Origin of the sequence: Streptomyces sp. NPDC003023, from assembly GCF_042888225.1 — a bacterium.
In the GTDB taxonomy this organism is placed as follows: Bacteria; Actinomycetota; Actinomycetes; order Streptomycetales; family Streptomycetaceae; genus Streptomyces.
In genome coordinates, this window is the sequence record NZ_JBIAPL010000004.1 from 66,395 (window position 1) to 80,022 (window position 13,628).

At 71.4% G+C, this 13,628-nt stretch carries 13 protein-coding genes; 4 read left to right on the forward strand and 9 right to left on the reverse strand.

What is annotated here, in order from left to right; genetic code table 11:
- Window positions 1-468: a PPOX class F420-dependent oxidoreductase gene (locus tag ACFYV1_RS15400; protein ID WP_389395967.1), complete on the forward strand. Its 468-nt coding sequence runs from the start codon at window positions 1-3 to the stop codon at window positions 466-468.
- A 101-nt stretch (window positions 469-569) separates the two neighbouring features.
- Here the strand turns inward: ACFYV1_RS15400 and ACFYV1_RS15405 are convergent, their stop codons facing one another.
- The 4 genes from ACFYV1_RS15405 to ACFYV1_RS15420 all read right to left on the reverse strand — a co-directional run bounded on the left by ACFYV1_RS15405 (window position 570) and on the right by ACFYV1_RS15420 (window position 3,915).
- Window positions 570-1,340 carry a TetR/AcrR family transcriptional regulator gene (locus tag ACFYV1_RS15405; protein WP_389395968.1) on the reverse strand — a complete coding sequence of 257 codons (771 nt, stop codon included), beginning with the start codon at window positions 1,338-1,340 and terminating at the stop codon, window positions 570-572.
- A 126-nt stretch (window positions 1,341-1,466) separates the two neighbouring features.
- Entirely contained in the window at window positions 1,467-2,966 is a 1,500-nt protein-coding gene (locus ACFYV1_RS15410; protein WP_389395969.1) for an MFS transporter, read from the reverse strand.
- A gap of 57 nt (window positions 2,967-3,023) precedes the next feature.
- The gene (locus tag ACFYV1_RS15415) at window positions 3,024-3,185 is read right to left on the reverse strand and encodes a hypothetical protein (RefSeq protein ID WP_389395970.1); all 162 of its coding nucleotides are present in this window, start codon (window positions 3,183-3,185) and stop codon (window positions 3,024-3,026) included.
- Window positions 3,178-3,915 (reverse strand): response regulator transcription factor, encoded by a 738-nt coding sequence (locus ACFYV1_RS15420; RefSeq protein ID WP_389395971.1) that lies wholly within the window; start codon window positions 3,913-3,915, stop codon window positions 3,178-3,180. Before ACFYV1_RS15420 ends, ACFYV1_RS15415 begins: the two co-directional genes overlap by 8 nt.
- 80 nt (window positions 3,916-3,995) lie before the next feature.
- Here ACFYV1_RS15420 and ACFYV1_RS15425 point away from each other — a divergent pair, with 80 nt between their 5' ends.
- Together ACFYV1_RS15425 and ACFYV1_RS15430 are read left to right on the forward strand one after the other, a co-directional pair.
- Window positions 3,996-6,752: a LuxR C-terminal-related transcriptional regulator gene (locus ACFYV1_RS15425; protein ID WP_389395972.1), complete on the forward strand. Its 2,757-nt coding sequence runs from the start codon at window positions 3,996-3,998 to the stop codon at window positions 6,750-6,752.
- A 416-nt stretch (window positions 6,753-7,168) separates the two neighbouring features.
- The gene (locus ACFYV1_RS15430) at window positions 7,169-8,959 is read left to right on the forward strand and encodes a S8 family serine peptidase (protein WP_389395973.1); all 1,791 of its coding nucleotides are present in this window, start codon (window positions 7,169-7,171) and stop codon (window positions 8,957-8,959) included.
- Window positions 8,960-9,035: 76 nt separating this feature from the next.
- On the opposite strand, the gene ACFYV1_RS15435 is transcribed toward ACFYV1_RS15430, so the two are convergent.
- From ACFYV1_RS15435 to ACFYV1_RS15445, 3 genes are all read right to left on the reverse strand, one after another.
- On the reverse strand, window positions 9,036-9,917 hold the full coding sequence (locus ACFYV1_RS15435; protein ID WP_389396431.1) for an amidohydrolase family protein: 882 nt from the start codon (window positions 9,915-9,917) through the stop codon (window positions 9,036-9,038).
- A 139-nt stretch (window positions 9,918-10,056) separates the two neighbouring features.
- Window positions 10,057-10,392, reverse strand: coding sequence for an antibiotic biosynthesis monooxygenase family protein (locus ACFYV1_RS15440; RefSeq protein ID WP_389395974.1), 336 nt, complete (start codon window positions 10,390-10,392; stop codon window positions 10,057-10,059).
- A 100-nt stretch (window positions 10,393-10,492) separates the two neighbouring features.
- Window positions 10,493-11,362 (reverse strand): DUF2797 domain-containing protein, encoded by an 870-nt coding sequence (locus ACFYV1_RS15445; RefSeq protein WP_389396432.1) that lies wholly within the window; start codon window positions 11,360-11,362, stop codon window positions 10,493-10,495.
- Between the two features lie 174 nt (window positions 11,363-11,536).
- On the opposite strand from ACFYV1_RS15445, the gene ACFYV1_RS15450 reads away from it, so the two are divergent.
- Window positions 11,537-11,908 (forward strand): VOC family protein, encoded by a 372-nt coding sequence (locus ACFYV1_RS15450; RefSeq protein WP_389395975.1) that lies wholly within the window; start codon window positions 11,537-11,539, stop codon window positions 11,906-11,908.
- 295 nt (window positions 11,909-12,203) lie between these two features.
- Here the strand turns inward: ACFYV1_RS15450 and ACFYV1_RS15455 are convergent, their stop codons facing one another.
- Both ACFYV1_RS15455 and ACFYV1_RS15460 read right to left on the reverse strand, forming a co-directional pair.
- Window positions 12,204-12,623 carry a hypothetical protein gene (locus ACFYV1_RS15455; RefSeq protein WP_389395976.1) on the reverse strand — a complete coding sequence of 140 codons (420 nt, stop codon included), beginning with the start codon at window positions 12,621-12,623 and terminating at the stop codon, window positions 12,204-12,206.
- Window positions 12,624-13,123: 500 nt separating this feature from the next.
- Complete coding sequence (locus tag ACFYV1_RS15460) at window positions 13,124-13,387, reverse strand: hypothetical protein (RefSeq protein WP_389395977.1); 264 nt, start codon at window positions 13,385-13,387, stop codon at window positions 13,124-13,126.
- Window positions 13,388-13,628: the final 241 nt, after the last annotated feature.

Here is a 13,628-nt window from a genome sequence, read left to right on the forward strand (position 1 = left end):
ATGGCACGCCACATCGCCACCAACACCACGGTGGAACTCGCTCAGTTGCTCGACTTCGTACGGCCCCGGCACCGCGCGGTCCTGCTGACCCGCCGCGCCGACGGCTCGCCGCAGGGTTCGCCGCTGACCTGCGGGGTGGACGACGCCGGCCGGATCGTCGTCTCGACCTATCCGGAACGGGCGAAGACGCGCAACGCCAAGCGGGACGAGCGGGTCAGCGTGATCGTCCTGTCGGACGACTGGAACGGCCCGTGGGTTCAGGTCGACGGTACGGCGGAGGTGATCGACTCGCCTCAGTCGGTGGAGCCGCTCGTCGAGTACTTCCGCAACATCTCCGGCGAGCACCCCGACTGGGACGAGTACCGCGACGCGATGGTGAAGCAGGGCAAGTCGATCATCCGCATCACCCCGGAGCGATGGGGGCCGATCGCCACGGGCGGCTTCCCGGCACGCCTCGCGGAGGACTGAGAGCCCGTACGGACGAGGGCCCCGCCCCGTACGAACGAGGCCCCGTACGAACGAGGGCGCGTACGAACGAGGGCGCGTACGAACGAGGGCCCCGTACGGGCTCACGGCCCGGACCGCTCGACCATCGCCTCGATACCGGCGACGAGAAGATCGAGCGCGAACCCGAAGTCCCGCTCGCGCATCTCCTCCACCGTGTCGCCGCCGCGCGCCTCCATCAGCTCGTCGGCCCGCGCGAAACTCTCCCGGTACTCGGGCCGTTCACGGATCGAACCCATGGCCTGGTGGTAGTACTCGTCCTGGCTCAGTCCGGCAGTCGCACAGCGCTCCACGAAGTGACCCTCGATGGTGCCGAACCCGTAGACGAACTGGAAGACGGCGCTGAGCCCGCCCGTCTGTCCGTGGGGCGGCAGGCCGGTGTTCCTGACGATCTGCTGGGCCGCCTGTGCGAAGGCCATCGAGTGCGGTCCGATGTTCAGATACGTGCCGATCAGCGGCGACACCCACGGGTGCCGGACCAGCAGCGCCCGGTATCCGGCGGCCAGCGCGCGCAGCTGATCGCGCCAGTCGCCCGCCGTCTCCGTGCCGGGCAGTACGACCGTGCCGAAGACCGCGTCGAGCGCCAGTTCCAGCAGGTCGTCCTTGGTGTCCACGTACCAGTAGACCGACATCGCGGTGACGTTCAGCTCGGCGGCCAGTTTCCGCATGGAGAACTTGGCCGCCCCGTCCGCGTCGAGGAGCCGGACCGTGGCGTCGACGATCCTGGCGCGGTCCAGGCCGGCCGGCTGTGCCGCCCTGCGCCCCCGTTCCGTCTTGCCCTCCAGCCACACGCTGGTTCGCATGGGGCTCTTCGTGCGGTCGGCCGCACTCACCATCGCGCACCCTCCTCGGTTCTTCCGGCCGGGCGGACGGCGCCGGAACCCGACGGTCCGCCCGGTCCGCCCGGTCCCGATGCTATGCCGCGGTGTCGTGCCGCGGTGCCGCACCGCTGCCCGGAAGCCCTACCCCTGCGGAGCATCCGCCCGCTCCGCCCGCCGCAGCAGCAGCGCGGCCAGCAGGCCGCCCGCCAGCACCGCCGCAGCGCCGACCAGCTGGCTGGTCCCGAGTCCCGAGGCGAACGCCTCGGAGACGCGCGCCCTCTCCTCCGCGCTGCCGGCTGCCGCGAGGGCGGCGGGCAGCGACGCGGCACCGACCGCGGAGGGCACCAGCGCGGCGAAGCGGGAGCCCAGCACGGCGCCCAGGACAGCGACGCCCAGGCCGTTGCCGAACTCGGCAAGAGTGCCGTTGATGCCCGCGCCCACACCCGCCTTCTCCGGCGGGATGGCGCTCATGATCGCGTTGGCCATGGCGGGCATGGACAGGGCCACACCCGCACCCATCACGACGAGGCCGAGCAGCATCCCGCTGTAGCCGTCCGCGCCCAGGACCGCGATGGCGGCGAGACCACTGGAGACCAGGGTCATGCCGACCGCGATGACCACGGGCGTCCCGAGCCTGAGCAGCAACCGCGCGCCGACGCCCGTGAGGTTGAGCGCGACGACGGTGAGAGCCAGCGGGGCCGTGCGCAGACCGGCGTCCAACGCCCCGTACCCGAGCACGAACTGCAGGTGCTGGGTCAGCAGGAACAGCGAGCCGGTCATCCCGAACGCGACCAGGATGGCGCCGGCGACGGCACCGACGAAGCGCTGGTTGCGGAAGAAGTGCATGTCCAGCATCGGGTACGGGATCCGCAGCTCCCAGAACACGAACGCGCCGAGGACGAGCACGCCGAGGGACGCGGACGCCAGTACCTCGGTGGAGGTCCAGCCGTGCTCGGGACCGGAGATGATCGCGTACACGGTGGCCGTCATGCCGATCGTCGAGAGCACCGCGCCGAGCAGGTCGGGGCGTTCGCCGCGGGGGTCCTTGGACTCCGGGACGAGCACGACGACGGCGAAGAGGCCGATGACGGCGACCGGGATGTTGATCAGGAAGATCGCACCCCACCAGAAGTGGTCGAGCATCACACCGCCGAGCAGCGGTCCGGCCGCGAAGCCGAGCGAGCTGACCGTCGACCAGAGGGCGATCGCCTTCACCCGCTCGGTGTCGTCGAAGACCTGCACGACGACGGCGAGGGTCGTGGTCATCAGCAGTGCCCCGCCGACACCCATGCCGGCGCGCGCGGCGATCAACTGGCCGGAGGTCTGGGCGAGTCCGGCGGCGAGCGAGCCGATGCCGAACAGGACCAGCCCCGCGGCGAGCATCTTCTTGCGGCCGTAGCGGTCGGCCGCGTTGCCCGCGGTGAGCAGCAGGCCCGACTGGACGAGGGAGTAGGCGTTGATCATCCACTGGATGTCCGCCGTCGAGGCGTCGAGCTCCCTGGTGAGGGAGGGGATCGCGACGGACAGGACGGTGTTGTCGAGCAGCACGGTGAGCTGGGCGAGGCAGATGACGCCGAGGATCAGCCAGCGCTGCGGGTGGCCCGATCGGACCGTTTCCTGCTCGGCAGTCGTTGCCGTCATACAAGCTCCTTGTACGGTGTAAGGGGATGTTTCCCTTACACCGTACAAGGATCTCTCTTACGCTGTACAGCGCCATTTCCCCGCGGTCAGGTCGTAGCAGGTGGCGTCCCCCGTGCGACCGTCCCCGATCACCGCGCCCACGACGGCGATCAGCGCCACCGCCGGGGCCACCAGCCGCGTCCGCGGCGACCACGGCCGCCGGGTCGCCGTGTCACTCACCCGGCCTGATCAGATACCCCGCACCGCGTCGTGTGTGGATCATCGGCGGGCGCCCCGCGTCGATCTTCCTTCGCAGATACGAGATGTAGAGCTCGACGACATTGGCCTGGCCGCCGAAGTCGTAGCTCCACACCCGGTCGAGGATCTGCGCCTTGCTCAGCACCCGGCGCGGGTTGCGCATCAGATAACGCAGCAGTTCGAACTCGGTCGCCGTCAGGTGGATCGACTGCCCGCCCCGTGTCACCTCGTGGCTGTCCTCGTCGAGGGTCAGGTCACCGACGGCGAGCAGGGACTCGCTGCGCACCGCGGCCGTCCCGGACCGCCTGATCAGACCGCGCAGCCGTGCCACGACCTCCTCCAGCGAGAACGGCTTGGTGACGTAGTCGTCGCCCCCCGCCGTGAGGCCGGCGATCCGGTCCTCCACGGCGTCCCGCGCCGTGAGGAAGAGCACCGGCACATCGGGCGCCTCCCGCCGCAGCCGCCCCAGGACGGCGAGCCCGTCCATGTCGGGAAGCATCATGTCCAGCACCACGGCGTCCGGCCGGAACGCACGCACCGCGCGCACCGCCCCGGCACCGTCCCCGGCGCTGCGCACCTGCCAGCCCTCGTACCGGAGGGCCATCGACAGGAGCTCGCTCAGCGGCGCCTCGTCGTCCACGACGAGTACGCGCACGGGGCTGCCGTCCGGCCTGAGCATTTCGGTACGCCCCTGGGGCGAGGTCGTGGTCATGTGGCCAGCCTGTGACCTTGCCCTGAGAGGCTTCTTTCCTGAACCTGTGAATTCCCTGAGAAGGCCGGAGGACGGGTGGCGTGACAGCACACGAATCCTTCTGGGCGCTGCGGCTGCGGCGGACGCTCGCCGCGGACGGCTCGGCACCCGTGCTCGTTCTGGTGGAGGGCTTTGCCGGTACGGGCAAGAGCCGCCTCGCCGATGAGCTGACCACGCTCCCGGAGGCGGTCAGGGCGACCTGTCTGCGGTGGACGTGCGGCGACGACGCCGGGCTGCCGGAGCCGCCGCAGGGCGGTCCGGTCCTGCTGATCGTGGACGACGTCCACCGCGCGGACGGCGACGACCTGACCGGACTTCGCCGTCTGCTGGAACATCCGCGACGGGGCCTCGCCGTCGTGCTCACCTACCGGCCCGAGGAACTGACCGTCCCCGGCCTGCCCCTGGGCGGCCCGCCACCGCGCTACCCGGCCGGGCTGACCGTCCTGCGCCACCGGATCGGACCGTGGAGCGCGGACGAGGTGCGCCGGGTCGCCGCGGCGGCTCTCGGGGACCGCTGCACGGCGGAGGCGGTGGCACGGCTGCACGAGCGTTCGGGCGGCGTGGCCCAGATCGTGGTCGATCTGCTGGCCGTGCTGCGGGACATCACCGGACAGCGATGCACGGCCGCCGGTGTCGACGCCGCCGGCGTGCCCGTGCGCCTGGCGGAGCTGAGCATCGGCCGGACCGCCGCGCTCCCGCCGGAGCACCGGCCGATCGTCTGGGCCGCCGCCGTACTCGGCGAGCCGGTGAGCCGCGACGAACTCGTCACCGTCTCCGGACTCGGCCGCAGCCCCGGCAGGCAGGCGCTGCTCGCCGCGCTCGCCGGCGCGGCCCTGGTCGAGTCGCAGGAGGGCTACGGACTGCCCGTACCGCTGGCGGCGCTGGCCGTGCGGGAGACCGTTCCCGGACCCGTACGGCAGGAACTGCACGGGCGGGCGGCGGACGTGCTGGCGTACCGGCAACCGGTTCCCTGGGCTTCGCTGGCCGGCCACCACAAGGCCGGCGGGCGCGTACGGGGCTGGCTGCGCGCCGTCGAGCAGGCCGCCCGGGAGGCGGCGGAGTCGGACCGGCACCAGGAGGCCATCGGCCTGCTCGAACAGACGCTGGCCTCGTCCTCGGTGCCGCCGCAGACACGCGCCCGGCTGGCGCCGATGCTGGCCCGCAGCGCCGTCGTCGGGCTGCGCTCCGACCAGACCGTCCAGGTGCTGACGCAGATCGTCGACGACGCGGCCCTCCCCGCGGCCGTACGGGGCGAACTCCGGCTCGACCTGGGGCTGCTCCTGTGCAACCAGGTCGGCATGACCGACAAGGGCTGGCAGGAGCTCGAGCGGGCCGCCGCCGAACTGCGCGCCCCAAGGCCCGACCTGTCCGCGCGTGCCATGTCCGCCCTGGTGATGCCCCACTGGCCCCGCTCCTCGATCGACGTCCACCAGGCGTGGCTCGAGGAGGCGACCAGGACCGCCGAGGACAGCGGCGACGACACCGCCCGCTCCGCGGTCACCGCCAACCGTGTCGGCCTCGCCATGAGTTGCGGAGACCCGCGGGCCTGGGACCTCGTCAAGGAACTGCCCACGGACAGCCCCGACCCCCGGTCCCGGCTGCACGCGGCTCGCGGGCTGTGCAACGCGGCGGACGCCGCACTGTGGCTCGGCCACCACGGGCGCGCGCAGGAACTGCTCGCCGAAGGGTTCGAGCTGTCCGGCAGGAGCGGCGCCCCCTACACCGAGCACACGGCGCTCGGGACCCGGCTGCGCCTGGAGTGGGTCACCGGGCGCTGGGCCGGACTGGCGGACCGGTGCGACAGCTTCGTCGCCTCCACGGCGGACATGCCGGTGATCAGCGCGGACGCCCGTCTGGTGCGCGGGCTGCTCGCACTGGCGCAGGGAGAGTGGGACTCGGCGCTGTCATGGCTGTCCGGTGCCGACGCGTCGCCGCGCGACGAGGCGGCGCCACCACTCGCCGCGGCGACCTCGGGCGCCCTGGTCAGGCTGGCCCTGGCCCGTCAGGAACTGCCCGGCGCGGCCCGGGAGGCGCGTGAGGCGTGGGCCAGAGCGCGGCGGAAGGGGATCTGGGTGTGGACGGCGGACCTGGTGCCCTGGGCCATCGAGGCGCTGGCCCGCTCGGGCGACCACGAGGCCGCGCGGGAGCTGATCGCCGAGTTCACGGCGGGGCTGGAGGGCCGCGACGGTCCGGGGGCCGCAGCCGCGTTGAGCCGTAGCCGTGCCGCGCTGGCCGAGGCGGAGGACCGGTTCTCCGACGCCGTCCCTCTGTACCGGGAGGCGGCCGCCGCGTACGCGGCACTGCCGTACCCCTACGCCCAGGCGCTCACCACCGAAGCCGCGGGCCGCTGCGCCCTGAAGGCCTCGGCCGCGGGCGGGGCGGGCGGGGCGGGCGGGGCGGGCCACACCGCGGACGTCGAGAGGGCGAGGGCCGTCGCGGACCTGACGGCGTGCACACAGCAGTTCACCGACCTCGGCGCCGTTTGGGACGCCGCCCGCGCCCGTGCCCTGCTTCGCTCGCACCAGCCGGCCAAGGAGACGCGCCCGCCGGGCCGGCCCTCGTACGGGGACCGTCTCTCGCCGCGCGAGCGCGAGGTCGCCGAACTGGCCGGGACCGGACTGACGAACCGGGACATCGCGACGACCCTGCATCTCTCCCCCCGTACGGTCGAGCAGCATGTCGCCCGCGCCATGCGCAAACTGGGCACGACATCGCGGCAACACCTGGCGGAAAAGATCGGTACAGCTGTCCTGCCGGACACGGCGGGCGGCGGCACAAACAGTGACCAATCAGACTGAATGCCGTACGGCCCAGGGTTAATCGGGTATCCGTAGCGACACCCATCCGGATAGGCACGTGCGCATTTCCGGCCGTAGGTTCCCTGCCAACCGGCCGGTCGAACGCGCATCCACAGCGGGGGAGCTGTCAGCGCGTACGGCCGACCGGTGACCCGCGCGGCTGAAGGGAGCCGTGTGCGGGAACCTCGGCCCATCAGGCCGGCGGAACCCGCACCGTGCATCCCCGGCATCCGGGCACGAGTGCCGCACACCCCAAAACGACTGGCACTCGCGGCCCGGGGCTCCCTTCGCCGCCGCTCGGACGGCCGCACCCCCTGCATTCCTGCCCGCGGCCACAGGAACACCCCGGATTGTCATGCACTGATCCATGTGCCGAGGTTCGGTGCTGCCGGGTCAAACCCTCGAAAGGCAACGCCTTGAACGGTTCCAGACGTATCCGCATATCCGTCCTCGCGGCAACCGCCACCGCGCTTCTCTGTGCGGGCACCGCCACCTCGGTCGCCGCACCCGCCCAGGCCGCCCCCGGCGCCGCCCCCGCCGCCAAGGCCGACACGGCCCCCGTCGAGCGCCTCATCGTCGGCTACAAGTCGACGACCACCGAGGCGAAGTCCGACACCGCGGCGGACCAGGACGCCAAGGCCAAGGGCAAGAAGGCCGGCGAGACCCTCGAGTTCGACCGGCGCCTCGGCACCGGAGCGGCTCTGATCGACCTCGGCGGCGAGCTCGGCAAGGCCGACACCGCCGACGTCATGTCCGCCTTCAGCGCCGACCCCGACGTCTCCTACGTCGTCCCGGACCGCCGGGTCTACGCCGCGGCCGTGACCCCCAACGACACCGAGTACAGCCGCCAGTGGGACCTCTTCGAGGCCACGGCCGGCATGAGGGTTCCCGGTGCCTGGGACAAGGCGACCGGCTCCGGCGTCAAGGTCGCCGTCATCGACACGGGTTACGTGGCCCACTCCGACCTCTCCGCCAACGTGATCGCCGGATACGACTTCATCTCCGACCCGTTCATGGCGAACGACGGAGGCGGCCGCGACAGCAACGCCTCCGACCCGGGCGACTGGATGCTGGCGGGCGAGTGCGGCAACAACTACCCCGCGCGTGACACCACCAGCTCCTGGCACGGCACCCACGTCGCGGGCACCATCGCCGCCACCACGCACAACAGCAAGGGCATCGCCGGCATCGCGTACAACGCGACCGTCCAGCCGGTCCGCGTGCTCGGCAAGTGCGGCGGCACGACGGCCGACATCATGGACTCCATCACCTGGGCCTCCGGCGGCACCGTCTCGGGCGTGCCGTCCAACCCGAACCCCGCGGACGTCATCAACATGAGCCTCGGCGGCAGCGGAGCCTGCGACGCCGGCACCCAGAGCGCCATCAACGGCGCCGTGAACCGCGGCACCACCGTCGTCGTGGCGGCCGGCAACAGCAACGCCAACGCGGCCAACTTCAACCCGGCCAACTGCAACAACGTCATCACCGTCGCCGCCTCCGACCGTGAGGGCAACCGCGCCTCGTACTCCAACTACGGCACCATCGTCGACATCACCGCCCCCGGCGGCGAGACCGCGGTGAGCTCCGCGAACGGCATCTGGTCCACGCTGAACAGCGGCACCCGCAGCCCGAGCACCGAGAACTACAAGGCGTACCAGGGCACCAGCATGGCCGCCCCGCACATCGCCGGCCTCGCCGCGCTGATGTACCAGGCGAACCCGTCCATCACCCCCGCCCAGGTCGAGTCCTCGATCAAGAGCAACGCCCGTACGCTCCCGGGTACCTGCTCCGGCGGCTGCGGCGCCGGCCTCGCCGACGCGGCTGCCACCCTCGGTGCGGGCAGCGAGGAGCCGCCGCCCACCGGCAACGTGTTCACCAACTCCGCGAACGTGAACATCTACGACAACACGACGGTCAACTCGTCGATCGCGGTCAGCGGCATCGGCGGCAACGCCCCCTCCGCCCTCAAGATCGACGTCGACATCAAGCACACGTACCGCGGTGACCTGAAGATCGAGATCGTCGCCCCGAGCGGCGCCTCGGCCGTCCTCAAGGAGAGCAGCACCAGCGACAGCGCGGACAACGTCATCACCACCTACACGGTCGACGCCTCCGGCGTGGCCGCGGACGGTACCTGGAAGCTGCGCGTCACCGACACCTACAGCGGTGACACCGGCTACATCGACTCCTGGAGCCTGACCTTCTGACAGGTCCACACCTCCAGGTCGAACTCAGGGGCCTGCCGATGCCGAGGAGGGCATCGGCAGGCCCCTGCATCGTCGGCTACTCGGGCACCGACAGCAGGCGTGCGCCGTTGTCGTGACAGACGGCCCGCAGCCAGTCGTCCCCGAGGCCCAGCCCTTCCAGCGCCCGCAACTGGTGCGCATACGGGTAGGGGATGTTCGGGAAGTCCGTGCCCAGCACGATCCGGTCCCCCAGATCCGCCAGCCGGCCCCGCTCGCTCTGGGGGAACGGCGCGAACGACTCGCTGAAGTCCGTGAACGCCATCGTCGTGTCCAGCCGGACCTCCTCGTAGCGCTCCGCCAGGGTGAGGAAGTCGCCGTACTCCGGCATCCCCATGTGCGCCACCACCAGCCGCAGGCGCGGATGGCGGGCCAGCACCCGGCCAACCGGCTCAGGGCCGGTGTGCTTCCCGGGAGCCGGGCCGGAACCGCAGTGCATCACCACCGGCACCCGCGCCTCCGCCAGCAGTCCCCAGACCGGGTCCAGCAGCGGGTCGCCCGGGTCGTACGCCCCGACCTGCAGATGCGACTTGAAGATCCGCGCCCCGGCGTCCACGGCCTGACGTACGCAGCCGGCCACGCCGTCCTCGGGGAACAGCGTCGCGGTGTGCACACAGTCCGGGGTCCGTGCCGCGAAGTCCGCCGCCCAGCCGTTGAGCCAGGCCGCCATACCCGCCTTGTGCGGATAGAGCATCGAGGTGAAGGCGCGCACCCCGAACTCGCGGAGCAGCGCGACCCGCTCCTCCTCCTCGTGCCGGTAGGTGATCGGCCACTCCCTGCCGGTCATGGGGCCGGCGGCGTCGAAATAGGCCCAGACCTTCTTCAGCACCCGCTCCGGCATGAAATGCGTGTGCACGTCCACGAGACCCGGCAGCCCGAGCCGCTGCCAGAACTCCCGTACCTCCTGCGCCTCCCCCGACATCGACTCCGACTCCGACACCGACACCGGAACATCGCCCGCCTCGCCGGTTTCCGTGTCGGTCGCGTCAGTCGTGTCGTTCCGGTCGTTCGTGTCGTTCCTGGTCCCCCGGCCCTGCCCGACCATGTGCCCGTCCGCCGCGTCACGCCCGCTCAAAGCTGTAACTCCGCTCCACCTTGGCCACATGCACGCTGTAGTTCTCGTACCACTCCGCGCGCCCCTGCCGCTGCGCCGCCTGGTGCTCCCTGTTCCGCTGCCAGGCGGCGATCGCCTCCTCGTCCCGGAAGTACCCCACGGTGATCCCGAGGCCGCCCGGGGTCCTGGCCGACTCGTACCCGAGGAATCCGGGCACCTCCCGCACCAGCTCCGCCATCCGCGCGGCGGTCTCCGCGTACCCGTCGACACTGGGCCGCTGAACGGAGGTGAAGACCACTGCGTAATAGGGCGGTTCGAGGCCCGCCACAGGTTCGATGCTCATGACGACCACCCTCCGGCCAGGGCGAATGCGGCGTCCAGAGGGATCCGCGAAAGGGATCCAAGGCTTTGCCATCCGGCCGCCGGGCATCACGGCCAGGGTGTCAGAAGAGGCCGCTCTGCGTGCCCCCGTCCCGTACATCGGCCGTCGGCACGCTCACCCCCGCCTTCGCGTCCGCCCCCACCAGGCCCCAGCCGGTCATCAGCCGGGTGTCGACCACGACGATCCCGTTCCCCGCCGTCCTCAGATGGAGATCGGGCCCGGCCGCGGCCAGAAGCCGGCCCGCGACCACTCCGCCGTCCACCAGCTCACGCACCACGGCGGTCGCCGCGGGCAGACCGTCGAGCCCGAACACACCGGCGTGGTCGACCGCCTCGAAGTCCAGCCGCTCCAACGACTCCGCCCACCCGGGCAGTGCGACCGCCCGCGCGTGAAGCACCTCGACCTCGGCGGCGCGCTCCTCCGCACCGGTCGGCAGGGCGGCCCGCACCGCGCGCTTGTGGGCGTACGGAATCCGGTCCGGGACGCCCAGGGCGGCCCTCAGAAGCTCCTCCGTGCGCCGAGCGGCCATCAGCGGCCCGCGTCCCAGCCAGGTGAACACCACGGCACCCTGCTCCAGCAGCCGCGCCGGCCCGCGCGCCTCCGCCGTGATCCCTACCTTCGACATGCCCGGCCCGAACCACGCCAGATACACCCGGTACGTGCGGGGATCGTCGGGTACGGCGTCCGCGGCCACCGAATGCGCCCGGTCGAGCCGCGCACACTCGGGACACCGCGCCTGCGTCGCCCGCGCGGGAACCTCCGCACGCAACGGGCACGCGTTGCCCCGCGCCCCGGTGCACCGGCGCGGCCCCTCGGCCCGGAAGCCGAGCTCCTTGCCGCGGACGAGGGGGCTGATGCGCCCTCCTTCCCACTCGAGGACCGCCACCCGTGCGCCCGCCGGCCATCTGATCCCGGCGCACCGCCAGATCACCGCGACTGCCACTCCCCCTCCACCGAGATCCGCATCCCCGTCCCCGTCCCCGTCCCCGTCCGCATCCGCATCCGCCCATCCTGTCGGAACCGGCGGCCGTGCGTCGTCCCCGCCGCCGTGGGCGACGCCGTCGGCCTGGGTCCTTCAGGGCGGTCACTGGGCACACTGACCGGCATGCCTCTCTCGCTGCATCACATCGTCATCGACGCGCACGACCTGCCCGCCCTGGCCCGGTTCTGGGCCGAGGTCCTGGGCTGGCGAATCCTCTCCGAGCGGGAGCGGGAGGTCGTGATCGGGCCGGAAGAGACCGCGCCGGTGGGCATCTGCTTCATGCCCGTGACGGACCGCAAGGCCGTCAAGAACCGCCTCCACCTCGACCTGACGTCCGCCGCGGAGGACCGGGAGGCCGAGATCGAGCGCGTACTCGCCCTCGGCGCCCGCCGGGTGGACGTCGGACAGCTCGGCAACGAGTCATGGACCGTGCTGGCCGATCCCGAGGGGAACGAGTTCTGCGTGGTCCGCCCGAAAGAGACCCTCATCGGCTAGCAGCGGGTTGCCACGGTCAGCTCGAGTTGACTTCCATGATCGTCTCGAAGATCCGGGCCACCCATTTCCTCACCTGGTGCCACCGGTTGCAGTACCGCCTCGACCGCCACCACGACCGATACGGGATCGGTCGGTGGCACCACTTGCACGGCTTCACGCGCGCCTGTCGTCCCCCCATGACCGCGACTCTAGCGGCCACTCCGACGGCAGGCCGTCGGCTGCCTTCGGCTCAAGCCCGCCCGCTGACGGGAGCTGACGCGGCAGGCTTTTGGCCTGCGACCTTCTGCTCCCGTCCTCATTCGGCCGCTGCCGCCGGACGAGCACGCCGCTGCCGCGCCAGGAAGATCGCCGCCACGACCGACGTCACCAGGAAGATCAGGGCCCCGACGCCCGACACCACCGCCAGCGCGGCAGCACCGCCTCCCCCGACGTCCTCTTCACGGGCGACTACCTGCGGATCGTCCGCCTGGTACCGAACGGTCAGTCGCGTGCCGGCTGCGTCCTTGCCTCCGCCGCTGCCCACCGGCAGTTCCGCCACCACGGTTCGGCCATCCGCCTCGAACCTGACCTGGCAACCACCCACCATGCACGACCCGCTCGTGTGCAACGTCGCATCAGCCCGCTCGCCGTCGTGGAGCGAACGCAGGTGCTGGGCCGCCGGCAACATCACCAGCCCCGACAGCACGCCCAGTAGCAGCACGAGCACCAGCGACATGATCAGGGACCCACGCGGCCCCAAGCCACCTTCGACCGTGCTCTGCCGACGGGCATCGGTGCCGCCTGCGTGTGATGTGCCCTTCAGGCCCCTCACCGTCCGTCCGTGTCGCGTCCAAGTGGTGTGCTCGTCCCACACGGACCGCTGCCTCTCCGCGTTGCCGAGCAGCGTAAGCAGCGTCACCAGTCGGCATCATGTGCCGATGTCGGCACGCCGAACACGGCCCCGGCTGCCCGGTTACGGCAACCAAGGCCCGTGGCGCCGCGCATCCCGCCCTCGACTACGAACACAGTCTGGCCGCGCAGGTCGACCACCCGCCGGACGTGACCGCCGTCGTCAGGCTCAAGGGATGGTGGAAGAAGAGACCCAGCCGTCGTTCTTCCGGTGATGGTCCAATCCCACCGCCTCGTTCTCCTCTCCGAAGCGGATCAGCCAAGTCAGGCGCCCACCCGGCCTGCAGGCGATCCCGGCACTCCTGGGGCCGCCTGCGTGTCGGGCCCCTAGTCCGATGCCGGCTCGACGGTGAGCGAGTAATCCACGCCTACGGAGAAGTCACCGGACTGGCCGCGGATCTTCAGCGAATGCGTGCCGGGCTCCAGCGGGGGCAACTGGACCCACAGACCGCACCCCGAGGTCAGCACGGTCCCATCACTACGGGTGACAGGGTTGTCCGCGACGCCCTCCACCGCGATGGGCTCTGCTGGATAGGCGTCCGGTTCGACCCGTTCACCGTCCAGGACCGCCGACCCCCGGGCAGTCCTCATGAATGCTGCGCAGTCCTCGGAGCTCCCCATCTGGTTCATGAGAGGGAAAGCGATCGGAAGGTCAGCGGGAACACTGCATGTGCGGCTCTCCTGCGTACCCAAAGTGCCGGCCAGGAACCATACGTCCCACGACTGATTGCGCGCACATGCGCTTCCGTCCCGGTCGGCAACAGGGTTGGTCTCCTCGGGCTCCCGTGCCACCCACGACCACCACCGCTCCTGCAGGTCCCCGGAAGACAGG